Here is a 24,377-nt window from a genome sequence, read left to right as displayed (position 1 = left end):
GTTTCACACGGTGCGTCCTAGGGCCGGCGCTAAGGTGAGTAAAAGTCCCACGGGCGACACACTTTTCGATCGTCCGCAGCAATACATTTCTTGATGAGATTTCCGACCGCTATTTTCAGGGAGCTTCTATCCGACTTTGATTATTAGTATCCGGGATACCGGACGAATGCCGACCGCTTGCGCGGAGGATGATCTGATCCGATGGGATCCAACAGTGCAGCTTCGATATCAGACCGCTTTCTTGAGACAGCGGCGGACAATCTCAGGATCGCAAAGATTCTGGTTCAGATGGGTCTTGATCCGAACAACATCACCTACGACACACTACTGGACCGACTGCTGGAAATTGTGCTGGCCAACATCACGCTTGCCAATATGCTCGCCCTGGTTGGGGCCATCTTTCTTGTCGCTACCTTGCTGATGCATACAATCGTGCCACTGCGCGTTGCGAGCATGCTCGGCTGTATGTTCTTCGTTGCCTACGGCGCGCTCTCGGGAAATGTCGGGGCCTTCATCCTCTATCTGCTATTACTGCCGATCAATGCAATCCGCCTCCGCCAAATACTCAATCTGATCAAAAGAGCGCGTATTGCGACGGAAGGAGATACCTCACTGGAATTGCTCAAACCGTTCATGACTGAGCGCAGATATCGCCGGGGAGACAAATTGTTCAAGAAGAATGATGCAGCTTCCGAAATGTTTCTGACGGTCACGGGAACGTTTTTGGTCAAGGAAATCAGCGTCGAGCTTCCGCCGGGACGTCTCATGGGCGAACTCGGCTTCCTTACTCCCAATCAGCGGAGAACCGCTACCGTCGAATGCATCGAAGACGGGCAAGTGATGACCATTACTTATGAAAAGCTGCTCGAGATTTTTTTTCAGAATCCACAATTCGGCTATTACTGTCTTGTGCTGACCAGCCAGCGTTTGCTTGAGAACATATCGCGGCTGGAAGGAATTATCGCACAAGGAAAGGCCGCGCGGCAGACACCAGCCAGGTCATTGCCGCGAGCCTAGAGCTGAAGCACGCGATCGCCTCAAGCTCTGTCCGGTTCCGCACTCGGCGGGGCGATGGAGCCATCGCCTGGCTGGAGGCTCATTTCAAGCTGGCCGAGCAGTCATTCGGCGGCGAACTGGAGATCGTCGGGACTCTTCGCGACATCACGAAGCAGAAGCGCCTGGAGGACGAGCTGTCGTCGGCCAACCTGAAACTGGCGCAGCTCGCGACGACTGATGGTCTGACGAGGCTCGCGAACCGGCGCAGCTTCGATGCCTTCCTGAGGGAGGCCTACGCCCAACATGCCATCCTGTCGGTGCTGCTGATCGACATCGACGAGTTCAAGGGCTTCAATGACGCCCTGGGCCACCAGGCCGGGGACGGTTGCCTCCAGCGCATTGCCGAGGTGATCGGAAGCGCAACCGCCAAGACGGGAGGATTGTCGGCGCGGTATGGCGGCGAGGAGTTCGCGGTGATCCTGCCCGGCGTGAACGAAGAAAGGGCGGTGAAGGTGGCCGCCGCGATTCGGATGCTGGTCGCTCGTTTGCAGATCCACCATCCGGGCTCGCAACGAAAGTACGTAACGATAAGCGTGGGCGTCGCCGAAAAGAGAGACGCCACCACCGATGAGTTGGCGCTCACCCGTGACGCTGACATCGCCTTGTACCACGCAAAAGAACAGGGCCGGGACTGCTCGGTCGCAAGCTCCTCGCTTGTATCCTCGGGCCTGGAGATGCAGTCGCTGGCGCCCTCACTGGCCGATCTGGAGGGCGCTCGATAAGGGCGCCAGGCAAGCGAGGAGCGCAACGGATTGCGTTCGAGCGGGCTATTCCGGCGAGCCTGATGGCGATCGACGGAGCGTGGCGGCGGCTTGCACTTGGGGAAAGGCGGATCCGATGGCGGGACCAAGCTTTTGATCGAGGTTTCGTGGAGGGACTGCCTTTGAAGGAGTTCTTCCTCTCATCTAGCGCAGGTGCGTACTGGCGGCGGCAAGTCGGCGTGCCCCTCATCTGGACGGCGCTCGTGAGTCTTTTATCTCGGTGCGCGCTCAATTTCCGTCACTTTCGAGCGCGCTGGTGCCAACCGAGCCATCCGGTATGCTGATGCATCTCTTCGGCTGCATGGCAATGTTTCTGGGGGTCATGCGCATCGTATGCTCCCGCGACTTACCACCCGTGCGCCACTGGTCATGTGGGGGGGCATGCTGCGTTTAGCGGGGCTCGAGGGTATAGACAACAGAGCTTCACAGCATCAGCAAGGACATCCCGGCAATCCAGACGGTGCGGGAACCCCGAGCCGACAATAACGATCATCCAGTGATTAACGATCCCAGCGCGCTTTGGCCGCTTTCCTCGCTATCTCTTTCCGTTTTTTGGCCGTCATGCCTTCTGCTCGCGCTTTGCCGCCCATGCGCCCCAGAGCGACGGCGGCGGCATTCTTGCCGTCTTCGGTGGTGATGTCCTCGATCTCGCCCGCGGCGATCTTGGCGATCATGACGGCGTTGCCGATGGCGTCCGCGAGGCGCTTCTCGCCCTTAGGGACTCGGGGCATCGCCCTCTCCATCTTGCGGACCAAGCACATACCGCTTTGCCTCCAAAAAGTTGGCATCGAGATCGGATAACAGGAATTCAACAAGCTCTAATTCCACTGCGAACGATTGATCCCGTTTAGCCAGATCCTGTAGCTCCATCCGGCGATGTGCGAGAATGCCAGGTAGATTCTTTGCGAACTTTAGATTGCTGAATTCTTTGCTATATTTCGACCGCCAAGTCGGAACCGGGTTCCCTTCATAGACCGAGCCGAAATCCCGTCCCGTCCACATAGCCCCGCCACCGTTGAAGCTGCCGCGGCCCATATCCTCTCCCCTGCTTTGCTTCGTTCCATAGGATAACCTATGCTTAGCGGTAAGCTTTGCAAGGGAGTGCAAATATGAGCCGTAAAGGCCACTACAACGGGGGCGGAACACTCGTTGGCCCAAAGAATGCATCATGGTTTGGCCCGTCAAGCGGCAAGCCGGTTAGACCGAGAGCGAAAAAATTGGGTTTAGCGGCGGTGCAGTTTGCAAAATTTGAGAGGCAGGGCATCGCACCGAGTGACTGGGGGAAAGAACAAGCCATACTGAAAAAACAACGGCGCAAGAAGCCGAAGTAGCACGCAAAATTTAAACCAAGACAGCAGGCACTCTTCTTGACTCCACGGCCGCGCGGTACCTCACACACGACGCCGCCAGCATCCATCTTCTCCCGACGAGGTGAGGCCTGACCACAGAAAGCCAGCGTGCGAACCCGACGCGCGATCAACGGGCCGCCCTATCGGTCTTCTGCCCTGCCACCCACACATCGTGCGTCGGATCCTGCAAGGTGACGGATCGTGGTGGTACGGGCTCCGTGGAATTGAGCACAGACGATCGCCGCCGCTCCTGCCGCAATCTCGACGGCAGAGTCGACGAGCTCTTCGCGCGAGTGGCGGCGGCACTTTTTCGTCGCAGTCGCTTCGGCTCGCCCGCCATTTGCGTGGTCCGCGCCTGATCCGACGCCAGCAACCTGTGAGCTTACGTTCGAACCGCTAACCGCGCGTCTGCTTCCGCCCCGAGGTCGCAGGGCCGCAAACCCCTTAGGTGTGGATCGTGCCAAATTGGCGCCGTCACGGCTCGACTGATTAGCGACTTAGCTTGAGGACTAAATGCGCGGTGAATATATGAAAACCCGCCGGCGCTTCGTTCGCCGGCGGGGTCTCAATGCCCATGCGTATCGCGCGGTACTCGTCACCAATCCGCGAGCCCATTTTATACCTCGATAACTGTTTACCGCCGGTTAAGCCGCATGCGGCGAGCATGCCAACCCAACACTTTCGGTTGTGTGTGTTTGCCATCAACTTAGGCCAAAAAGCAGGAAAACCGAAGTGCCCCATTGCTGGAGAGGTTCTGGAAGTGAGATAACAGGCGCAGGGGTGCGAGAACAGGCGTGCTAATGCGATGCGGGTCCATCAGGACCTCGGTTGTCCACTCCGTTACCACAAGCGGCAACCAACCGTTCGCTGGCGCCTAATCCACCGCAACGACAAACGTTGAGTAACAATAGGTAGTGTCGATCGATTTGATTTCCTCTGAGGTATTTTCATGGTCAAGGCGAATTGTTTGACTGTACGAGCCTACGGCAGGCAACTGGATCAGCTTCGTGCCGAAGCATCCCGTATTGCACAAGCCAACAAGATTGACTGGTGGATCGAGCGAGCCGACAAGGGCACGCGGTTTTGTTTCGTGTATGGTTACGCCACCACGCGTTTTGCCTTGGTCTGCAAACGCTCCGCCGCCCCGGGCCTTTATAATTCCCCAAAATCACGGGGCACTGGGCTCCGCGCGCCCCCCATAACCCCCCCCGCCCCAAGCCCAATGGTCTTACGTTCTGAGGGGGGCGACGCCGTAGCCCTTAGTGACAGCGAAGATATGCCATGATCGGCGCCCGCTACATCTGATCATTTTGTAGGGCACGGCGTTTTTTGCACCGAACGTTGATCGAGAGCGGTGCGACAGACCTCAGCATTTCTTTCGTCCCGAACCCGAACTATAGAGTCTCGATCACTCAGTTCTGGTCGCACGAACATCAACTCTGCCGCGAGACGTTGCGCTTGCTCCGCCGCTCCCTGGAGATCTTCTAGGATCATACCACCCTGATGCTGACATACCGAATCGGTGAGAAGGTCAAAGTCGTAGTAGGGCATGGAAGACCCTGCTGATCGTGCAGCCCCTCGCTGAGCTTAGCTAAACCTTGCCACGCGCGAATTATCGCATGTGAAAGGAAAGCGATTTTCTTCGGCAACGACGCAACCTCGGCACTGGGATGCCCGAGAAGTTGCTTCGAGCACGTCGGCGATTCTTGCAGTGCAACATTCGACCAGCTTGGATCGCTCGGTATTACCTGCACCGCAGATGGTTCTCAAAGCTAGAAGGCACCGTGCGTGGCTGCTTTCGCTTCCTCATCGGACGGCGACGTGGTTGCTCAATCGAGGTCCAGCTAAGCCAGCCGACCACCGCAACCATGAGTATCCGGACCTTCTCTTCATTAAGCTCGCATCCCGGAGGTCGGAGGCAATGGTTTGACCGCGAGGTCCAAACAACCTGCTCGAAGAGCCGTGTTCGACGGCCAACTCGGCGGGCGACGCCACTTTTTGGCCCTCGAATGAGGAACGCAGCATAGTGCCTAGAGGTGAGGGCGATCGGCGCAAACCGTCGGAATTGCGCAAGTCTCAGGGCGATCGCCGTCAGTGGACGACCGGCGACTTCCGGACTCATTTCGTCTCTTGAAAGTCGGCGCTTTCAGCCGGATACTCTGTCGACGTTCCTTGGCCATTGCATCCCGAGGAGGCATCATGGCTGTTCAAATCGTAATGGACCATACCGGTGATAGCCGTCATTCTTTTGACTCGAGCGACGCGCGAGCACTGAAAGACGCAGAGCAACGGTTCCGGGAATTGACGAATGGTGGCTTCACTGCCGCCGTTAGGACCGGTCCAGGTCAGATCTCACGACTGCGAGTCTTCGATCCGGCGGCGGAAGAAACGGTGTTCTTTCCCCGGCTGATCGGCGGCTAGTCGGTCGGTGTCGTGTTTGCGCTTTTCGCTGTCACGGCGGGTAACCGCTCGCGAACGAGAGCCGCAAAGGCCCTCTTCATTAGACACGGCGCCGAGAAGACCCCGGAGGGGCGCTCTCTGCAGCTCCTGCGACGCTGGCTCTCGCCGGCGCAACAGGCGCAGTACGCCCATAAGGGCTATTTCGACGTAGTCGGGGGCGAGACCGGCAATCGTTACAGGATCTACACCGGCGCCTCGACGAACGTCTGCGAGATTGACGCGAATGGTCGGCCGACGGTGGGCCTGTGTTTCCTGCCCCGAGGCAATGTGCCGATCGGCGACGTCATGCTGGCTCAGAAGATCGCTCTCGAAAGCTGTGAGAGCACCGCGCTTGCAGTAGCCCGAAAGTTCACCCCCAGCGGCTTCCTCTTCAGCCGCTCCCGGCCGCTTCGGTAAGCTGCCAAAGCGGCTCGCCTGCGAGGGACAGCTGCCCAGAAGTACCGCAGCGCCCGTCAAACGTCCTTCCATGTTATTGCGGGGCACGCCCCTGAAACAGCCGGCCTCGCCGTCCACACCCGTCGGAACAATTTCCTGTCCACCACGCTCCGTAGTTAGTCCGATACTTCGGAAGGTGCGCTGCAGTGTAGTGGAGACGCGCCAACGCGCCGTCTATCGCTCTGGAGACTGAAGAGGACCAGCCGCCAATTCGAGCACGTGGGATGGTGCAGCAGGCGCTGGCATTTCGACCAAGCTTAATAAGCCTCTCGGCGAATGATGCTGTCGCGAATCGCCGCACGTTGCGCAGGAACGTTCCCAAATGTAGCTCGGTTATTGGATCTCTCAGATTCGAGGACAACACATGGCCTCCCGCGGAAAGCTAGACGAGCGTTCGAAGCCGCAGCTCGCAAGCGTCTCACTAGGGTCGACATTGGCTTTGATCGGGGTCGCGCTGATAGCAGACTACCTTTTGCCGGGGCGCGCAGAAGTGCAAAGTCCTTCGATCGTCCCGTCGACCGTCGTCCAAAAAGCAGAGGCTAATGAACAAGGAAGGGGTCGTGAGGCAACCACACCTTCGGAAATACCGCCTCGTGGCTGGAAGGATATCCTCCTGCGGGTTTACGCAAACATCTCCAAGCACCGCATTCTCGCGCTTGCCGCGGGGATGACCTACTACAGCATCCTGGCTATCTTTCCCGCCATCGCCGCGTTGGTCGCGGTGTACGGCCTGTTCTCGGACCCAACCACGATAACGCGGCACCTGGATCAGCTAGGCGCGCTTTTGCCTGGTGGGGCGATTGACGTTGCACGCGAGCAACTCACGAGAGTTTCTTCCAAAGGTTCTCAGACGCTGGGGATTACCTTTCTGATCGGCTTGGGCACATCGCTGTGGAGCGCGAACGCCGCCATGAAGTCGCTGTTCGACACATTGAACATCGTCCACGGCGAGGATGAGAAGCGGGGCTTTTTCAAGCTCAATGCCGTCTCACTGTTCTTTACCCTTGGCGGCATTGTGTTCGTCATCGCGGCGCTTGCATCCATTGTCGCAGTTCCCGTTATTCTCAGCTATGTCGGCTTGTCCAGCGCCGGCGACTTGATGCTTCGCATAGGACGATGGCCGGCGATGTTCCTCATCCTGACGCTCGCTCTGGCGATCATCTATAGATATGGGCCGAGCCGTGAGACGGCGCGCTGGCGATGGATCACCTGGGGCAGCGCAATTGCCGCCCTCCTTTGGATTGGCGTTTCTGCCGCGTTCTCTTGGTACGCCTCGAACTTCGGCAAGTTCAATGAAACCTACGGCTCACTCGGCGCCGTGATCGGTTTCATGACCTGGCTGTGGATCTCCGCCATCGTGGTCCTTTTGGGCGCCGAGATTAATGCGGAGATGGAACATCAGACCGCTCGCGACACCACGACCGGCGCCTCGAAGCCCCTCGGCGCCAGAGGAGCGCGGATGGCCGACACAGTAGGCTCTGCACAGGGATGAAAACAGCTACGGCCGCGTCCGCCTCGGGCGAGGAGGGCTTGGCCGCTTTCGACTGCGGCCCAGGCCATTGCGTGCTGGTGACCGACATCAACCTTGGCAGAAATCGAATGAGCGGCTGGGAGGTCGCCCGTAAGAGCGCGGGAGAGACATCCCGGAATAGCCGTCATCTACGTGACTGGCGACAGCGCGCACGGTTAGTCATCGCAGGGCGTTCCTCACAGCGTACTGATCGGAAACCCTTCGCGCCGGCGCAGATCGTTACCGCAGTGGCACAAGCGGCGACCACAGCCCTGCGGTAAATGTCGGCCTCTGGTCCATCATGATGTTGTGGAGACTAGCACCCGCTGGCAACGGACCGCATCACCCCCGCTTGCGTCTTCCGAGCTTCCTCTCCTGGCGCTTGCGGCTGTTGCCGACCTTCTTGACTGCCTTCTTGACCGCAGCGGTCGATCGCCCGGTCTTCTTGGCCTCATAGTGAACCTCATGATTCTGACCATCGGCTACGCGCGCGGATCCTGCTTCCGTCCGCGTGCCGATTTCTTGTTGTCGCCATGTCGGGTCCTCCTCTTGAAGACCCGCTATGCAACGCACCAACGGATTCCTGAGTTCCGGCGCGCGGGCCGTTCAACGCTCATCGCCGATCACGCCCGGATGGTTGCGGAAATCGGACCTCATGTGTACGCAAATGAAATAGGTTCAGAAAATGCCCTATTTCATTTATGCGCGCGACGGTGCGTGCCGGATCATATTGAGATCGAGAGACGCGGGCTGCGGCCGAAAAAGAAGGTTGCCGAACTCCGCGACGTGGGCTGCTTTGAGGTCGAGATCATCCAGAAGCCTGAAGAAAAAGCTGCTGAGCGCTCTCCCCTGCTCGCCGACGAGCTGCGCCGCCAGGCCGACGTCTTCACCGGTGTCGTCGAGTTGCAGTCCAAGCTTGGCCGCGATCCGTCCGAACGCCCCGCCCCCGCAGCGGGATTATCATTGGGATGATCAGTGCGGTCGACGTCCAGTCTCGATGCAACCGCGTGCCCGCACATGCCCCGCCCCCCGCAGCCTAAGCAAGACAACAAGGATCGAGACCATCAAAACACCTAGAACTTCTTTGCCGAGCTTTCTCCCACATCACCATCTCCATCCGGCGGGCTCTGAACGGCTGGTGCGAGAACATCATCCAGTTCCTGATCCCTGCGGCGTGCAGACGTTGCTTTGGCGCAACAACTCTTATGTTCCGCTTTGGAACAGATGCTTTGGACTCACCCCCCGGAGCGAGTTCTGGAATCATCGCTGCTAACCGGGGCTGAAAGTGCTCATTCCGTAAACAATCAATTTTCCCGGCAGGCCGCAGGATCCATTCAGATCCTGCGGCCTTTTTCATGACCGCGGCGGGCGGTTTGAGCTGCTGCCGGTTTGATGGACACCGGGTAAACTGATCCAAACTTTGCGCTCGAACTCAAACGGGCTGACATAGCCGGTTGTCGAGTGCCTGCGGGCCGTGTTCAAGGAACGACATCATCGAACGATGAAGTCCGGAATTCGCTCCACGTTCCAGTGAACCAGATGGAAATTGCTGATTAGGGGCGGCCTGAACAGCAAGCGGCTTGCAGCCGCTGGCTGCTCGGCTTGAGGCGCAGAAGGAATACGCTCCAAACTGCAAAATGGTGGGTGGGCGCAGCCTGCAAAAGCTAACGTGTTTTTTAGCGGCCACAATACGCGACTGGCGACCCCGACGCTCACTCGAGTAAATAGCGCTTTTGGCTACAGGACGCGTTACCTTTCTTTGGTTCTGGGCAGCATAGCGCGCGTGAGCAAGTCCAATCCGCCGACCATCAACCTGACATCAAAGTGAAATCTCGCCGCCTTCGGAGACAGGCCACACAATAAGACGCTCGTGTTTTCTCTCGTTGGGGCGGATGATCAACGTCGGACGGCACGATGGAGGGTGTGCGCTGATGCGCTGCGCCGCCCAGTTGACTTGCAACGCCAGTATGTGGGCACGGACTGAGGTTGCGGAGCACCTGCCCCCTCGGAGGCTTAGCTCACGCTTCCACTGTGTAACTGGTCCAACTTGAGGTGAAAACGTTACACCGGTCGCGTCGGGACTTGACTGAACTCCGTTAAAGGGCGGAGCGACATGTTATTCTAAACCATCTTTTGTGATGTACAGGAGACCGGATCATGATTCCTCAAGATCGGTTTCGCAGCCTCTTTCATAAATATTTGCTCGCGCTTTTCGTGGCTGTCGCTATCCCGCTGGCCTTCAACGGCGTCATCGAAGGATGGTTCGGCTATCGCGATCAGCGCGATAGGCTTGATCAGTGGCTTGGTCTCCAATCGGCATCTGCGGCTGCCGAAATACACGATTTCATCCACGGTGTCACAACTCAGCTTGGATGGCTGGTTCAGCTTCCGTGGACTGAGGAGCCCGACGAACGCCGGCGAACCGACGCGTTGCGCCTCCTACGACAGGCGCCCGCCATCACCAGCCTTACGCTCCTCGACGGCAATGGTCTGGAGCGTCTCTACATTTCGCGGATCGGTCTTAATCGCATTGAGAGCCGCGCGGATCGATCAGCCGATCCCGCCTTGGTTGGTGCCCGGGTAGCTCAGGTCTGGTTTAGCGAGGTCAGCTACAATCGAGGCTCCGAACCGTACCTGACGGTGTCGATTGTCGGCAATCGACCGGCTGTCGGCGCTGTCGTCGCCGAAGTCAACCTCAAGCTGATTTGGGACGTGATCTCCGCGATCAAATTTGGAAAAACCGGCTACGCCTTCGTTCTGGACCGTTCGGGCCGTCTAGTCGCCCACCCCGACATCAGCCTCGTTCTGCGCGGGGCGGAAGAAGCAACCTCCGAACCTTTCCGCGCCATACGGGACGCTATAGGGCCCGGACGAGGTTTCGCAACGACCCGGGATGCACAGGGGCAATATGTTGCTGCCAGCGCGGCTCCCGTACAGGGACCCGATTGGACAGTCGTGGTCGAGCAGCCCCTATCTGAAGCTTACGCGCCGCTCTATGCCGCCCTATGGCGGACGGTCATGCTTCTTGCAATGAGCAGCATACTCGCAGGCATTCTGGCCTATGTACTGGCGGACCGGATGACGGTGCCGATTAAATTGCTCGAGGAAGGCACGGAGCGGATTGGTGCCGGGTCCTTTGACCACCGCATCTCGATCCACACCCGGGATGAGTTCCAGCGCCTCGCAAACAGTTTCAACAGAATGGCATCCGAGTTGGAGCAGGCACAACAGCACCAGGAGCGGATAGCCAAGCTCAAGCGTTTCCTTGCCCCCCAGGTCGCCGATCTCGTCGATAGAGCTGGCGACGACAGTGTACTGGACGGCCGCCGTACGGAAGTCGTCGTTGTGTTCTGCGATCTGAGAGGTTTCACCGCGTTTTCAGCAGGAGCTGCGCCTGAAGAGGTCATGAGCGTTCTGTCGGAGTACTATGAAACCCTCGGCAGAGTCATTGCGGAATTTGAAGCAACGCTCATTAACTTCTCTGGAGACGGACTGATGGTTCTGGTGAACGCACCTGTCCCCATCGAAGAGCCTGCCTTGAGGGCGATCGATCTCGCCGTCGACATGCAGCAGAACGTGCAAGCCCTGATCGCCGGCTGGCGATCGCATGGCTACCACGTTGGTTTCGGAGTCGGCCTTGCCAGCGGGCCCGCCACAGTCGGCCGGATCGGCTACAAGGACCGGCTTGACTACACCGCTATTGGCAGTGTTGTGAATCTCGCTGCCCGACTGTGCGCATCTGCCGCAGACAAGGAAATTCTGATCGACGCCGAAGTCGCATCAGCCGCCAAAGGCAAGCGGCCCCTTGAGGAGCTTGGGGACCGCAAAATCAAAGGATTCGACGAAGCTATTCCGATCTTCGGGATATCCTTCAGCTGTCTGTAGCAGACCGCCGGATGCCTGCGCAACCTCGTCGAGGACTGTTTGGGCATTCAGGCTATGCTCTGGCATCGGCCGACGGCAGCGGGATCGTAGCCATGAGGTGCACCAACTCCAGAGCGGTAACGCTACAAAGACGTGCCAAGCGGCGTGATGTCCTGCTTCTGATGGCAGGTGTTGCGACCTGGACAACTAAGTCGTTTGCGCAGAAACCGTCCATGCCCGTCATTGGCTATCTTTGTCCGGAGTCGCCCGAACTCTTTGCCAGTCGACTTCAGGCTTTTCAGCAGGGGCTTGGAGAAGTCGGGTTTGTCGAGGGTCGCAATGTAAAACTCGACTATCGATGGGCCCGCGGTGAGTATTCTCGATTGCCTGCGTTGGCTGCCGAACTGATCACCCGCGATGTGGATATCATCGTCGCACCTGGTGGCGCTCCCGTGGCACTCGCCGCCAAAGCTGCCAGTTCGACCAAGACGATCGTTTTTGAGATGGGCGGCGATCCCGTCCAGTTACAGGTGGTCGATAGTTTGTCGCGGCCGGGCGGAAACATCACGGGAGTTTCGAGCCTGAGTGTCGACGTTTCGCCAAAGCGGCTTGAGTTTATGCGCGACCTGGTGCCCACGGCGACGAAACTAATGGTAGTCGCCAACCCGACAAGTCCGACCGTACAGTCACAATTGCAGAAGCTTCACGCAGCTGCAGACACCCTGGGCGTTCGATTGGATATTTTGGACGCAAGCAAGGAAGATGAGTTTGAATCTGTGTTCGATACCGCCTCTAAGGACCGGGCAAGTGGACTTGTGTTTACCTCCGATCCCTATTTTGCCTTTCGCAGTTCGCGGTTGGCGGCTCTCGCAATAAAGTATCGCGTGCCCGCAATCACACAGACACGAGACTTTGCTATTGCGGGAGGTTTGATGAGCTATGGAGGAGACTTCATGCAATCGCACCGGCGCGCGGGGATCTATGCCGGTCGGATCCTGTTGGGGGAGAAGCCATCTGATCTTCCAGTCCAGCTCGTTACGAAGGTAGAACTCGTTATCAACTTAAAGGCAGCCAAACTGCTAGGTCATACGCTCTCCTCTGCATTACTTGCTGCGGCGGATGAGGTGATCGAATAAATACGCTTCCAGCTGGGGGCGCGGCAGCGGGTTCCCGCTGCAAGGCCAATATCTGAGCGCAAATTGCGTATCGGTCGTCTGCCAAGGGTCTTGGCTCTGTGAAAACGCCAAGACGCTCAACCAGCGAGAGACTATTCGTCCGAGACTTTTTGCCTTCACATTGGCACGGAACTCAAGTCGGAGGCCGAATTGGAGAAACTTATTCTCGCGGCGTTTTGATTTTTCGCGTTTTTACACGGCCAGGTCAAATGGCGACATTCAGGTTCGGCCGCCGACGTCGGCCAGAAGCGGGCATTGCAAGCGCGGGCATCCGTCAAAACGTGTTTGGCACTGCCGTCTGATCCGACGTACAGTGTGCTCTCGTTGAGATAGTGGGCCATGGTGCACGAGCGGCCAGTCTGGATAGAGCGGAGGTTGTCGGCGATATTGGCTGCTGACGTGGCTGACTATTCGCGACTCATGCACCGTGACGAAGAAGCTACACATGCCAAATTCACTATACTCCTAGAAGGCAGCGTCGCGCCCGCGATCTCCGAACACGGCGGTCGCATCGTGAAAAACACCGGCGACGGGTTGTTGGCAGAATTCCCAAGCGCGGTCGAGGCAGTTCGGGCTGCTATACAATTCCAAGCCCACGTGAAGGAACTTACAACCGCGGACGAGGAAGATAGGCGTATTGCTTTCCGGGTCGGGATCAATGTCGGCGACGTTATTGTCGAACCGCATGATGTATTTGGCGATGGCGTAAATATTGCCGCAAGGCTTGAGAGTATCGCAGAGCCTGGCAGCATCTGCATCTCGTCTTCTGCCTACGATTATATCCAGGGTAAGGTCGGCGTTGAGTTCGCCGACCTGGGAGAGCAGATCCTCAAGAATATTGCCCGCCCGGTCCGAGCCTACGCCATGGTCCGTGACGGACCTAGCGCGGCACTCCAGGCTGACGGCGCCAAGCGGAGCCAGCTTGCGCCGCCTCGCCGTTCGATCGTTGTGCTGCCCTTCGCCAATCTCAGCGGCGATCCTCGTCAAGACTACTTCGTCGATGGAGTAACCGAGAGCCTGACAACTGACTTGTCGCGCATCTCAGGTTCATTCGTGATCGGCCGACACACTGCCTTCACTTACAAGGGCAAGGCGATCGACCTCAAGAAGATCGCGCGCGAGTTGAACGTCCGCTACGTGCTCGAAGGTTCGGTCCAGCGAAGCGGCATCCGGCTTAGGGTGAACGTGCAGCTTGTCGACGCCGAAAGTGGCAATCAGATTTGGGCCGAACGGTTTGATAAGCCCGTCGCCGATCTGTTCGATATGCAGGACGAGATCGTTGCCCGGCTCGCCAACGCGCTAGATGCTGAGCTCATTGCAGCCGAGGCGCGGCGAGCCGAACACGTCCTAAGCCCTGACGCGATGGACCTGTATTTTCAAGGCATCGCCTTCGCAAACCGAGGGACCACTCCAGAGTACCTGAGGCAGGCGCGCGGCTTCTTTGAACGGGCTTTGGCGCTGGACCCCGATTGTACCGAGGCGCTGGTAGGCAGAGCGGGCGTGGATGAGGCAACTGCCACGGCCTTGTTAACTGATGACCCAGCTCCGCACCTTCTTGTGGCTGAGGCGATGTTGACCAAGGCTCTGTCGCTTTCTCCGCAGCATGCGTTGGCGCACCTGCGATTGGGTATCGTCCTCATTCTGACGAACCGCGCGCGCCAAGGTATTGCTGAATGTCAGCGCGCGCTGGCGCTGGATCGCAATTTGGCCCATGCCCACGCCTGGATCGGTCTGGCGAAAGTGTATATCGGTCATGCTGCCGAAACGGAGACTCACGTCCATGAGGCCCTCCGGCTGTCCCCTCGCGACGCCCGCAGCTATATTTGGCTGCTGATCGCTGGCCTAGCCAAGTTTCACCTTCACGCCGACGCCGAGGCAGTAGCTTGCCTGCGCCGTAGCATTGAGACTAATCGAAATCACCCGCTCGCGCATTTTTGGCTCGCCGCTGCGTTGGCGCGGCTTGGCGCGGCGGAGGAGGCGAAGCGCGTGGCGCAGATGGCACTTGTCCTCAATCCGAGTTTCACTATTCGACGCGCCCGCACCCATCTGCCCAGCGACGATCCGGTTTACGTCGCCGGACGGGAAGGTCTGTATGAAGGGCTGCGCTTGGCAGGTGTGCCAGACGGCTAATGTCCGATGTGGATCAAAAGCAGCGGCAGAGGGCGCATGAGACGGCGCGAGCTAATCACGCTTGCAGGCACCGCGATTCTCTGGCCGTTCGCGGCGCGCCTTCTTCGAGGACGACACCTAATGCGAGCTAACCTGTGAGATCCCGAATAGTTGAGCTTGATCCAATAACTAGGTGCGCCGATCAATGTCCGTTCTGGAACGCGGCCATCGGCTAGAACCGGGTAGCGCTTGCAAGAGCCGCAATGAGCTCCCGTGGTCTCATGGGCTCTGCCTCAGGCAGAACTAGCGAACATGTGGCAGCTTCACGCGAAACTCCATTACATCACTGACTTCAGGTGCAAACATGCGTGCTTGCTGAAATTCGGCGGACTGCCTTAGTTCGTCTTGACGAACTCGTACGTTCCCTTCTCGTGGCCAATGACCTGGCTAATGCCATCGAGGTTGCTCTTGAGCGGTCGATGTAATGACGAGCGCGGCCTGGAGACCTTCAAATTTCCCCGTCCCACCAGTTATGGTGCAATTGTTGGAGTATCCAGGCATCCAGTCGCACTGCTCGAACAGTTGATCGCCGTCCGTGTCGACGTAAGTGCACAACCTCTGAATCTCTGCGGTCTTTGGCGACGAATCCGTAAGGCGGCTGAGCTGACAGCGCCCGCCCACGTTGAGTACAGGGTTTCCGGCTTCGTTCGAGGCTGCCATGGCTTGGTTTATGAAGACAAACTCTCTGCCGCCGATCGGCATTGGAATCGGCGTGGCGGTGAATATGACCGAGACCCAGCCTTCCGGCGGCACGGTCTGAGCAATGGCACTCGCACTGGTCAGAACGGCAGCGACCAAAAAACAATGCGATGCGTACGCGATTGATAGCCGTCGTTCCCTCCCCGTTAGTGATGGCGCAAAGAACTAGATGCGAGCTGACCGGGCCATGCCTTGAGGAACCCAAGGCAAGAAACAGAACTTCAACACTGAGCAGAGCCGCGTTGCGGCGTGTCGTCGCAGTGCGCGAAGACGCGTCAGCGTGACTGATCCATTTCGTGCTGCGGAAGCACATCAGCTGTGGGGCCAGAAGCGATGTTATGGCTGATGCCGGCGCACTTCCGCCTGGGCCGATAATCGGACTTACTTGGTTTCGGCAACCAGTTGGCAAAAGCCTTATGAGCTGCCCTGATCTATTTGTCGCCGAACTGACCGTCGATCAAAGCGATGTCGACTCCGAACGATCGTCTTCGGGCCGATTGCGGACATTCTAAGAGGCCTGTGACATCGCCTGTTTCCCGGATGCGTCAGGTGACGTAGAATGTCGCCGCCCTTTGAAGCGGGACGTGCCGAAATCACCGCCGAGGCAAACAAGCAGCACTGATGCTATCGGCCGGCACGATCTCGAGAGACCGTTCTTTTTGCGGTTTCGCACCACCGTTCACCACGAACTTTGCGCGCTGCTATGGCGGCGGCTCGTTTCTTCAGCTTCAGGAGAAGAGCGATGAACAAGATTGATCGAAGGTCAGCGCTGGGAATCGGATTGGCAACGGCATCCGCGGCCATGCTGAGGCCGGCCGCCGCTCAAACCACGGGATACAAGGATACGACGCCGTGGCCAGGTGTCGTGGTGCGTGAATATGAAGGCGAGACACCGTCGCTGATCCCGGGTTTCAAGTCAGTCTCAATGCGCGATATCATCATGCAGCCGGGATCGAAGACCATGGGGCCCCCCATGATGAATGCCATGGTCTGCCATATCACCGAAGGAGAGCTTCGGCTTGAGCAGGACGAAAAGACCTTCACCGGTAAGAAGAATTTTGTCTGGACCTGCAACAAGGACACGAAGGAGCAGGCTTTCAACGATGGGAACGTGGCCGCGATTATGCGGATCACGGACCTGAAGGCTTAAGTCTCGTTTCTTCGCAAGAAATGGATTTAGGAGCGAAATGGCGCACGCGGGGGCGCGCGCGGGACCGCTACGTGCCGATCGCGTCGGTTCGCCCTCTGACGGTGACTTCCGGGTTGCGGCGAATTCTGGATATGTCGCTGCGCCAAACCGACGGGACGGGCCATGACTTGGCCTGCTCGACCAATGTGGCCGCTCTCGCCGCTGCTAACACTTGCGCGACGGCTCGCACTTCAGATTAGATGGGTCGCGCGGCTCACTGTCCAATTTTGAAGGAGGTGTTTCATGAAATACATGCTCGAATATACAGTCCGCACCGCCGGCCTTTCCTTTGACCAAAACTTTGCAGGATCGCAATCGCTTCTTACTGCGTTTAGCAAGTGGAAGCCGGATGAGGAGAAGGGGCTGACGATACACGCGTTCGTGGCGAACCTGGCCGGACGAGGCGGCTATGTTTTGGTTGAAGCCAGCGACCCTAAAGCCATCACCGCGTTTGTGGCAAAGTACAACTTCTGGAATGACATTGATGTCGTTCCGGTCGTCGACATCGGCGAGTCAGTGCCGATAAACGCAAGTTCACTCGAATGGGCGAGACAAGCGTCCAAGGGCTAGTTCGTGGACAATATGAAATCCACGAGCGCTCCGACAATTGGTCGGGACGTCTCAATTCAAAGACTACCGCAACATGAAGAGCGAGAGCCGATGTCCGAATTGGGTCAGAGGCGGTGGTCGGTCGCTGAGTGCGGCGACTTCTGGTCTATTCCCACTCCTGACATTTCGCTGCGGTGTGTCAACCAACGCAATGGACCACAAGCCGGCCTGGCGGCTTGCGATACCGACAAGTCCGGGCAAAGCGCCCTGCGACTCGCCTCACACGGAACGGAGGCCCATGCGCCATCAATGATGCTTGACTGGAATCAATGACGGCCCGCTGTGGTCAACCGGCAATATCTCGAACAGCACATGCACCATCGGCGCGTCGGTCTTATTGAAGACGGTGTGATTAACGTCGCCCGTCTCGAAGAAGAAGTCGCCCGGTCCGTAGACGATTGTCTCATTCGGCAGGACATACGTCATGTAGCCGGACGTCACCTGCCGAATGCCAGGCCCGACATGATTATGCTCGCCCACCTGCCCCCCAGGTGCAAGCGTGAGCTCGGTAACCCGGAGCTTGTACTTTCCGTTGATCTCAGAGAGGAAGCCGCCGAGCGGCGCCTCGAATTTTATTTTGGCGACCAAGCCTTTGGTATCGACCCTTACCGGGCTGCCTGGGGCCTGCGCTATTGCTTGGTACGGCTGCATCGCCAAGGAAATCAACGGCAATGACGCGATCGCCTGCAAAACGTCTCGCCTCTTGTGTTGGTTACTGGACATGAAGACCTCCTGTTGGGCTCGACAGTGGCGAACTGAATTAATCACCCAAGCCGCTTCAGGCGGCTAGTCCAAAAACTGCACTACTGCGCGTGCGCCTTCCGTGCTACTTTGCAATACGCGTCTGTATGGCCAATGATATGCACCTGTATGGCCAATATTGCCCAGTAGCCCGCGCAGCGGAGATTCTTGCGGATCGCTGGACTGTGCTCATCATCCGCGAGCTTCTCGCGGACGTAAAACACTTCAACGAACTCGAGCGCGGTCTTCCTCACATGTCGCGCACGCTGCTTACCGAACGGCTGCGGCGGCTGGAGCAAACGGGCGTACTGGAACGGCGGGGCGCGTCGCGCGGTAAGCCGACCGAATATCGTCTGACGCCGGCTGGACGAGAGCTCCAGCAGATCATTGATCTATTCGGCGAGTGGGGAGCGCGCTGGGCCTTCGGTCCTCCGCGACCGAGCGAGCTTGATCCGATCACTCTCCTGTGGTGGATGCGCCGGCGGGTCGCGGTCGATCGTTTTTCGCGCCGTCGCGTCCTGCAGTTTGAATTTCGCGGCGCGCCACAGCGCGCCTATTGGCTAGTTATCGATCCCAGCGATATCTCGGTCTGCCTAAAGCATCCCAGGTTCGAGGTGGATGTGATCGTAACCGCCAGCATTATGACCTTTTACCAGATCTGGCTCGGCCGCTTGTCCTTGTCGGATGCCCTCGGCAAGAACCTCGTCTATCTTGACGGTGCGCCGGCTGATATCCGCGCATTCCCAACCTGGTTCACCTGGAGTCCCATGGCGGAGACCGTGCGCGCGGCACTAAGGGACCGTCGCATAGCTCGTATCAGACAATCTCGACGACCAAGGCTGGAGACGAAGGCCCTCGCACCCCAGAAAGCGTCGTGAACCGCCTCAGGCTTGTTCGTCAAGCAACCCACCTTCAGGCCTCTTGCGTAGCGCGATCACCGCCTGGCGGCGCCACGCTCCATGACCGCTATCGTTCAATCATGGATCTGCCCTGAGTTCGCGACTTCCTTCCTGCCCCCGGCTTCGCTGCACTGCCCCATTCGACGCCTTCGGGCCAACGGCAGACGACGTGCGCACTGCCTACCACTTGAATGAAGCAGCCACCTCGTAGCTCCGGGGTGCGCCCAGGATGATCTGGTCGGTGTAACCGGGGTCGCCCCAAGCAGCGTAGAGCTTGTTCGTCAAATTCCTGACGCGAAAGCTCAGGCGGGTCCGGTCGATGCCCGGGTAGTACGCCTTGGGGATATCGACGAACGCAAACGCATCGAACGTCGTGTAAGCGTTCATGATGACCAGATTGTCCTGGAAGTTGAAGCGGTCGCCGACGTGACGCATGACGGCCGCCGATCTCGACCGGCAGTGTCGTGTCAAAGCGATACGACGCGCCGGCATTGGCAACGAAGTTCGGCACGTTGGGTGGCGTCTTGCCCGAATAGGACTGAAACACGCCGTTGCCATCGACATAGCTGAAGTCGATGAAGCGGGACTGCACGAAGGCGACGTTGCCCCACAGTTTCAGGCCGGCGACGGGGGTGACCGCAGCGGCGATCTCGATGCCCTTCGATTCGATCTTGCCGGCGACGTTGAAGACGATGCCGCTCTCGGGGACGTAGACGTTTTTGCGCTCGATGTCGAAGGCCGAGAACGTGGCCTCCGCGCGCTTGTCGGCCGATTGCAGCTTCACGCCGGTCTCGTAAGTCCGCGATGTCGTCAGCAGCAACGGCACCGAGGGCGCGAGAATGAAGATGTTGGCCACCGTCGGGTCTGCCGCAGTCGCGTACTGGCTGTACAGCATCACGCCAGGGGCGAGGTCCCAGGTATATCCTTGCGACCACTGGACGCGAATGGGCAGACCGGCTAAGCGCTTCACCGCGCGGGTGCCGATCTCGACATCTTTTCTCCAGGCTGATCGAACGCGTCAGCGGCGGATGGCAGGTCACGTCCAGTGGGCCGGCAGTGCTGGAGTCCTTGGAAGCCAGGTATTCCGGGCCGCAAACCCGGACGGGATAGTCAGATCGAGCAACTGTCGTCCGACGAGCGCGCGCCAAAACTTGTCGTCTTCACATCCGTTGCCGAAGCCAACGCCTGCAACGCCGCTGTGCGTCATTGTGCGCGGGCGCGCGTCAATGCATCCTGACACCCCTCCCTTCGTCTACAGTCGGGAAAAAGCGGAAACTTTCCGGAGTGCCTCGAGTTGGCAGCAACTGGTTTCGTCTCCGGAGAGAGTGAGCATGGTCGACGAAGTTGTCTTGAAGAACGCCACGGAGACCGCCTGGACGGTGTACCGGGCGCGGCACCCCGAGGTCGATGCGCACGACAGCCGGCACTGCCTGCTGGAGCGCCACCTCCACAACAGGTCGGAAGCGCGCGAGAGCGACGCCGAAGAACTCGCTGGCTTCGGGATAGCCTACCTGCAGCGGCTTCCTCGAGACGGATGTTGACGGCCGTGAAGACGCTCGCAGCGCACGTGGCCCGCGGAAGTACGAGGCCCAATTGGACGTTGCTCGCGATCTCGTCCCTCATTTCCGCGACGATCGTGACGGTCCTGCGGTTCGTGTTCGGGGCCTAGCCGATGCGGATTGCCCAGCTTGCTCCGTTGGCCGAGAGCGTACCTCCAAAGCTCTACGGCGGCACTGAGCGGGTGATCGCCTGGCTCGTGGACGAACTGATCGAACTCGGACACGAGGTCACCCTGTTCGCAAGCGGGGACTCGGAGACGAAGGGAAAGCTCCACGCGGTGTGGCCGCGCGCGTTGCGCCTGGGGCGGAAGGGTGCGGATCCGAACGCCGCCTGCGCGCTTCTGATCGAGGCCATCGCCGAGCGCGCGCGCGATTTCGACGTGATCCACTCCCACGTCGACTGGCTGCCTCTTCCGGTGCTGAGCCGGACCGGCGTGCCTTTCCTGACGACGATGCACGGTCGGCTCGATCTGCCCGGTCTGCCGCAGGTAATCGGTGCCTTTGCGGACGCTCCGTTCGTCTCGATTTCCGCCGACCAGCGTCGACCGCTTCCGGAGGCGAACTGGATCGCGACGATCCAGCACGGACTGCCGAAGGACGTGTTTCGACCCTCCTACGAACCAGGTTCGTACCTGGCCTTTCTGGGGCGGCTGACGGCGGACAAGGGACCGGAGGACGCTATACGCATCGCGCGCGCGGCGCGAATGCCGCTGCGAATTGCCGCCAAGATTCCTCGGTCAGAGACGGCCTACTTCAAGAACAAGCTCGAGCCGAACATCGACGGCCAGGCGGTTCAGCTCGTCGGCGAGGTCGACGACGCGAAGAAGCAGCCTTTCCTCGCGAACGCAGCGGGCCTGCTGTTTCCGATCGATTGGCCCGAGCCGTTCGGTCTGGTCATGATCGAGGCGATGGCCTGCGGGACACCCGTGATCGCTTATCGATCAGGCTCGGTACCGGAAGTCGTGGAGGACGCCGTCACGGGCTTCATCGTCGACGGTGAGGAGCAGGCCATCAGGGCGGTCAAAGAACTGGGTCGGCTTGACAGACAAGTGGTGCGCGCCCGGTTCGAGGAACGCTTCGCCGCAAGCCGGATGGCGATTGAATACGAGACCCGATATCGCAACCTGATCGCTCATGGAGGACGCTTCGCGTGAGAGATCCGCGGCTGGCTTGTGGCATGGCGTGAACGGAATCCTTAGCCATGCCGTTTCGAATCAGGAGCCAGTGGAATTCTAGAGTTGAGGTCGGCATCCGAACGGGCGTGGCTTGGACGTACTCTGCGATCGCTCTCAATACCTGCTCTCGGGAGCGCCCGCGAAAAGCATTTCACAGAGTATGCCGCAGACCATGGTTCCTAACGCGGAACTTTTTGCCCCAGCACAACATTGTGGTCGGTGGTAGAGGCTAAAATCATGAGACACGAACCATCGCCGATTTCAAAATTCTTCGGTGACTTGGCGAACAAGACTTCGCTTGCGGCTGGGCGCGCCTCGACCTTCCTGTTAGCCGCGGGTGTGGTGGTCGTATGGGGCATCAGCGGCCCGCTCTTCCAGTTCTCGGACACTTGGCAGTTGGTCATCAATACGGGGACCACAATCGTAACTTTCCTTATGGTATTTCTGATTCAGAATTCGCAAAACCGGGACAGCGCCGCCATTCAGGTAAAGCTGGACGAACTCATTCGCGTGAGCGCAGCGCGCAATAGTCTCGTGGGAATCGAGCACCTCACAGACGATGAGATTGAGGAGCTTCGCTCGAAATGTGAAGCGCGTGCCAAGGCCGAAAAAGCCGGAGATGAGACACTCGACCGGACCCGACAGTCAGCGCGGCGAGCCGCCGAGCAGATCGCCAGCTGACGATGTCAGCGCCGGCATCATCGAAAAGACCGGTAGAAAATATCGACGCCATCCTGCGGCTTGAAAAGCAGGATGAGGAAAAGATCGCTCTTCATCATCGTGTTTTTCATGCAATCGGATCGTTTGCGGGCACTCCGCAGTTTGTTGTGCTGCAGTGCGCGGCGGTGGTGTGTTGGATTGCCTTCGGCGGGGTATTTCCCGATCGCGCGCTTGATCCATTCCCGTTCCCGCTGCTCGGGACATTCCTCGCGCTAGAGGCGGTACTTCTCACCTCCTGCGTCCTCATTCGTCAAAATGCGACTGACCGCATCTTGGAGAAGCGGGATCGCCTAGAACTTCAGATTAATCTTCTCTCTGAACGGGAGGCGACGCGGTCTTTGAGAATATTGCAGAAGCTTGCCAAGCGGCTGAATGTCGATGACGAGGATTGCCAACAAGACGAATTGGCGCAGGAGACATCCATTGATCAAATTGCCCGAGGCTTGCGCGAGCGCGAGGAGGCTGAAAAGGCTCAATGAGATGTCCGCCCGGAAGACGACATGGCGGTCGCTCTGATGCCACCTGCGCCATCGTGTTCATCTGCGCGAGCTGTTGATCGGCGAAACGCCCGCTTCTCCCGACGAGAGCACCAGCCGAGGCGTGCCTAGAGGCATCGAGGAGGACGCAGGCGTCCGGAGACCGGGTAGGCCCGGCTAGGCGGGCCGCTTCAGAGAATCGAGACGCTTGCGGAGAAATGCCAGCACCACGATCTCGTCGGAAGTGAGCTTGGCGTACTGGCGCTTGAACTTCTGCGCGATCTTGGTCTCAATCATCTTCACGAGGTCACCGGACATGTAGGCGTTCAGGACTTCCGGGTGCACGTAGCACTTGCGGCAGATGGCCGGTGTGTTGCCGAGCTGCTTCGAGACGCTTTCGATCGCGGCGACGACGTTGCGCTTCGCCTCGGCCTGGCTATCGTACTTCTTGAATTCGGCAAGCGCCAACGCCGCCAGAACGGTTCCCGCCCAAGTCCGAAAATCCTTGGCGCTGAAGTCCTCGCCCGTGATGTCCTTGATGTAGGCGTTGACGTCGCCGGAATCGACGGTGCGGGGCTGTCCGTCCTCGTCCAGGTACTTGAAGAGCTCATGTCCCGGGATCTCTGCGCAGCGCTTCACGATCGCGGCTATCCGCTTGTCCTCGACGCGAAGCTTCCACTGTTTGCCCGACTTGCCCGTGAAGTCGAAACGAAGGACGCCGCGCCCGACCGCGACGTGTTTGCGGCGCATGGTGGTGAGCCCGTAGGACTTGTTTTTCTCGGCATACTCGGCATTGCCGACCCGGATCAATGTCTTTTCCAGAAGACTAACGATCGTGGCCAGCACGTTCTCGCGCGGCAGTCCGTCCCGCTTCATGTCGGCAGCCACCCGTTCCCGCAGCGCGGGCAGCGCGGCAGCGAACAGGACGATATGCTCATACTTGTTCTGGTCTCGGAGCTCGCGCCACTTCGGATGGTAGCGATACTGCTTGCGACCCCGCGCATCGAGCCCGGTTGCCTGGATGTGGCCGTTCGACGACGGGCAGATCCACACGGACTCGTAGGCCGGCGGGATGCCGATTGATTTGATGCGTCGGATGACGGCGGCATCGGTGATGCGCTTGCCGTCCTTGTCGTAGTAGCTGAAGCTGCTTCCGGTCCGCTTGCGCGTGTACCCCGGTGCGGAGTCGCTGACGTACCGGAGGCCTTCTTCCGCGATGGTGGTCGCGACTTCGGTAGTGCGGTCCAGAAACTCTTCGTCGTTGCTGGCTTGTCGGAGCATGGGCCGGCCCCCTCGGAAGCACCCGGGGATCGAGGCTCCATTCTTTCTCAAGGGATGAAGACACCGGTTGGTTCCGCTCTGAGGTCGAACGCGAGGTCTGGATCAGCGGCCTCAAGAATAGCGGGACGCTCAGATGGCGAGCTGGTCCGGTTCCTTTCGACAAGGCGCTGCGCAGTCGATGACGGCATGGTCTAGCTTCAGACAATCGCCACAAATTTCACCGACACGCTTCCCACAGTCAGTCTTCACG

Annotated in this window: 24 protein-coding genes; 17 read left to right on the top strand and 7 right to left on the bottom strand. The window is 58.9% G+C overall.

Annotated elements, in window-relative coordinates; all coding sequences use genetic code 11:
* The first annotated feature begins 201 nt into the window (after positions 1 to 201).
* Both AC0L30_RS31460 and AC0L30_RS31455 read left to right on the top strand, forming a co-directional pair.
* Positions 202 to 1,017: a Crp/Fnr family transcriptional regulator gene (locus tag AC0L30_RS31460; RefSeq protein ID WP_473406003.1), complete on the top strand. Its 816-nt coding sequence runs from the start codon at positions 202 to 204 to the stop codon at positions 1,015 to 1,017.
* Positions 942 to 1,778 (top strand): diguanylate cyclase domain-containing protein, encoded by an 837-nt coding sequence (locus AC0L30_RS31455; protein WP_473406016.1) that lies wholly within the window; start codon positions 942 to 944, stop codon positions 1,776 to 1,778. Before AC0L30_RS31460 ends, AC0L30_RS31455 begins: the two co-directional genes overlap by 76 nt.
* 539 nt (positions 1,779 to 2,317) lie before the next feature.
* Here AC0L30_RS31455 and AC0L30_RS31450 read toward each other — a convergent pair.
* On the bottom strand, positions 2,318 to 2,491 hold the full coding sequence (locus AC0L30_RS31450) for an RNA-binding protein (RefSeq protein ID WP_473406002.1): 174 nt from the start codon (positions 2,489 to 2,491) through the stop codon (positions 2,318 to 2,320).
* A gap of 40 nt (positions 2,492 to 2,531) precedes the next feature.
* A complete protein-coding gene (locus AC0L30_RS31445) occupies positions 2,532 to 2,852 on the bottom strand; it encodes a hypothetical protein (protein ID WP_473406001.1) in 321 nt (106 codons plus the stop codon).
* A gap of 74 nt (positions 2,853 to 2,926) precedes the next feature.
* On the opposite strand from AC0L30_RS31445, the gene AC0L30_RS31440 reads away from it, so the two are divergent.
* The gene (locus AC0L30_RS31440; protein ID WP_473406000.1) at positions 2,927 to 3,148 is read left to right on the top strand and encodes a hypothetical protein; all 222 of its coding nucleotides are present in this window, start codon (positions 2,927 to 2,929) and stop codon (positions 3,146 to 3,148) included.
* Between the two features lie 1,323 nt (positions 3,149 to 4,471).
* Here AC0L30_RS31440 and AC0L30_RS31435 read toward each other — a convergent pair.
* Positions 4,472 to 4,717 (bottom strand): DUF6894 family protein, encoded by a 246-nt coding sequence (locus tag AC0L30_RS31435; RefSeq protein ID WP_473405999.1) that lies wholly within the window; start codon positions 4,715 to 4,717, stop codon positions 4,472 to 4,474.
* Between the two features lie 648 nt (positions 4,718 to 5,365).
* On the opposite strand from AC0L30_RS31435, the gene AC0L30_RS31430 reads away from it, so the two are divergent.
* The 3 genes from AC0L30_RS31430 to AC0L30_RS31420 all read left to right on the top strand — a co-directional run bounded on the left by AC0L30_RS31430 (position 5,366) and on the right by AC0L30_RS31420 (position 7,553).
* The gene (locus AC0L30_RS31430) at positions 5,366 to 5,587 is read left to right on the top strand and encodes a hypothetical protein (RefSeq protein WP_473405998.1); all 222 of its coding nucleotides are present in this window, start codon (positions 5,366 to 5,368) and stop codon (positions 5,585 to 5,587) included.
* A 12-nt stretch (positions 5,588 to 5,599) separates the two neighbouring features.
* A complete protein-coding gene (locus AC0L30_RS31425) occupies positions 5,600 to 6,022 on the top strand; it encodes a hypothetical protein (RefSeq protein ID WP_473405997.1) in 423 nt (140 codons plus the stop codon).
* A 403-nt stretch (positions 6,023 to 6,425) separates the two neighbouring features.
* Positions 6,426 to 7,553 (top strand): YihY/virulence factor BrkB family protein, encoded by a 1,128-nt coding sequence (locus AC0L30_RS31420; protein WP_473405996.1) that lies wholly within the window; start codon positions 6,426 to 6,428, stop codon positions 7,551 to 7,553.
* 360 nt (positions 7,554 to 7,913) lie between these two features.
* On the opposite strand, the gene AC0L30_RS31415 is transcribed toward AC0L30_RS31420, so the two are convergent.
* A complete protein-coding gene (locus AC0L30_RS31415; protein ID WP_473405995.1) occupies positions 7,914 to 8,144 on the bottom strand; it encodes a DUF3606 domain-containing protein in 231 nt (76 codons plus the stop codon).
* On the opposite strand from AC0L30_RS31415, the gene AC0L30_RS31410 reads away from it, so the two are divergent.
* The 6 genes from AC0L30_RS31410 (at position 8,037) to AC0L30_RS31385 (ending at position 17,237) form a co-directional block, all read left to right on the top strand.
* The gene (locus AC0L30_RS31410) at positions 8,037 to 8,543 is read left to right on the top strand and encodes a hypothetical protein (RefSeq protein ID WP_473405994.1); all 507 of its coding nucleotides are present in this window, start codon (positions 8,037 to 8,039) and stop codon (positions 8,541 to 8,543) included. The two genes, AC0L30_RS31415 and AC0L30_RS31410, sit on opposite strands and share 108 nt — an antisense overlap.
* 1,185 nt (positions 8,544 to 9,728) lie before the next feature.
* Complete coding sequence (locus AC0L30_RS31405) at positions 9,729 to 11,456, top strand: adenylate/guanylate cyclase domain-containing protein (protein WP_473405993.1); 1,728 nt, start codon at positions 9,729 to 9,731, stop codon at positions 11,454 to 11,456.
* 161 nt (positions 11,457 to 11,617) lie between these two features.
* A complete protein-coding gene (locus tag AC0L30_RS31400) occupies positions 11,618 to 12,571 on the top strand; it encodes an ABC transporter substrate-binding protein (protein ID WP_473406015.1) in 954 nt (317 codons plus the stop codon).
* 378 nt (positions 12,572 to 12,949) lie between these two features.
* Positions 12,950 to 14,740 (top strand): adenylate/guanylate cyclase domain-containing protein, encoded by a 1,791-nt coding sequence (locus tag AC0L30_RS31395; RefSeq protein WP_473405992.1) that lies wholly within the window; start codon positions 12,950 to 12,952, stop codon positions 14,738 to 14,740.
* A 1,480-nt stretch (positions 14,741 to 16,220) separates the two neighbouring features.
* Entirely contained in the window at positions 16,221 to 16,628 is a 408-nt protein-coding gene (locus AC0L30_RS31390; RefSeq protein WP_473405991.1) for a hypothetical protein, read from the top strand.
* A gap of 282 nt (positions 16,629 to 16,910) precedes the next feature.
* A complete protein-coding gene (locus AC0L30_RS31385; protein ID WP_473405990.1) occupies positions 16,911 to 17,237 on the top strand; it encodes a DUF3303 domain-containing protein in 327 nt (108 codons plus the stop codon).
* Between the two features lie 285 nt (positions 17,238 to 17,522).
* On the opposite strand, the gene AC0L30_RS31380 is transcribed toward AC0L30_RS31385, so the two are convergent.
* The gene (locus AC0L30_RS31380) at positions 17,523 to 17,999 is read right to left on the bottom strand and encodes a cupin domain-containing protein (RefSeq protein WP_473405989.1); all 477 of its coding nucleotides are present in this window, start codon (positions 17,997 to 17,999) and stop codon (positions 17,523 to 17,525) included.
* Between the two features lie 125 nt (positions 18,000 to 18,124).
* Between AC0L30_RS31380 and AC0L30_RS31375 the strand changes: the two genes are divergently transcribed.
* The gene (locus tag AC0L30_RS31375) at positions 18,125 to 18,895 is read left to right on the top strand and encodes a winged helix-turn-helix transcriptional regulator (RefSeq protein WP_473405988.1); all 771 of its coding nucleotides are present in this window, start codon (positions 18,125 to 18,127) and stop codon (positions 18,893 to 18,895) included.
* Positions 18,896 to 18,983: 88 nt separating this feature from the next.
* Here the strand turns inward: AC0L30_RS31375 and AC0L30_RS31370 are convergent, their stop codons facing one another.
* Positions 18,984 to 19,811 carry a TonB-dependent receptor domain-containing protein gene (locus AC0L30_RS31370; protein ID WP_473406014.1) on the bottom strand — a complete coding sequence of 276 codons (828 nt, stop codon included), beginning with the start codon at positions 19,809 to 19,811 and terminating at the stop codon, positions 18,984 to 18,986.
* Between the two features lie 436 nt (positions 19,812 to 20,247).
* Between AC0L30_RS31370 and AC0L30_RS31365 the strand changes: the two genes are divergently transcribed.
* The 4 genes from AC0L30_RS31365 (at position 20,248) to AC0L30_RS31350 (ending at position 22,849) form a co-directional block, all read left to right on the top strand.
* Positions 20,248 to 20,457: a hypothetical protein gene (locus tag AC0L30_RS31365; protein WP_473405987.1), complete on the top strand. Its 210-nt coding sequence runs from the start codon at positions 20,248 to 20,250 to the stop codon at positions 20,455 to 20,457.
* 131 nt (positions 20,458 to 20,588) lie between these two features.
* On the top strand, positions 20,589 to 21,629 hold the full coding sequence (locus tag AC0L30_RS31360; RefSeq protein WP_473405986.1) for a glycosyltransferase family 4 protein: 1,041 nt from the start codon (positions 20,589 to 20,591) through the stop codon (positions 21,627 to 21,629).
* Between the two features lie 258 nt (positions 21,630 to 21,887).
* Positions 21,888 to 22,331 carry a low affinity iron permease family protein gene (locus AC0L30_RS31355; protein WP_473405985.1) on the top strand — a complete coding sequence of 148 codons (444 nt, stop codon included), beginning with the start codon at positions 21,888 to 21,890 and terminating at the stop codon, positions 22,329 to 22,331.
* A 2-nt stretch (positions 22,332 to 22,333) separates the two neighbouring features.
* Complete coding sequence (locus tag AC0L30_RS31350) at positions 22,334 to 22,849, top strand: DUF1003 domain-containing protein (RefSeq protein WP_473405984.1); 516 nt, start codon at positions 22,334 to 22,336, stop codon at positions 22,847 to 22,849.
* A 174-nt stretch (positions 22,850 to 23,023) separates the two neighbouring features.
* Here AC0L30_RS31350 and AC0L30_RS31345 read toward each other — a convergent pair whose 3' ends face one another.
* Positions 23,024 to 24,127 carry a DNA topoisomerase IB gene (locus tag AC0L30_RS31345; RefSeq protein WP_473405983.1) on the bottom strand — a complete coding sequence of 368 codons (1,104 nt, stop codon included), beginning with the start codon at positions 24,125 to 24,127 and terminating at the stop codon, positions 23,024 to 23,026.
* Positions 24,128 to 24,377 lie beyond the last annotated feature (250 nt).

It is taken from the genome of Bradyrhizobium sp. MI1.11, from assembly GCF_055811255.1.
Note: the sequence above shows the minus strand (reverse complement) of the source record. Positions and strands in the feature narration are given on the sequence as shown.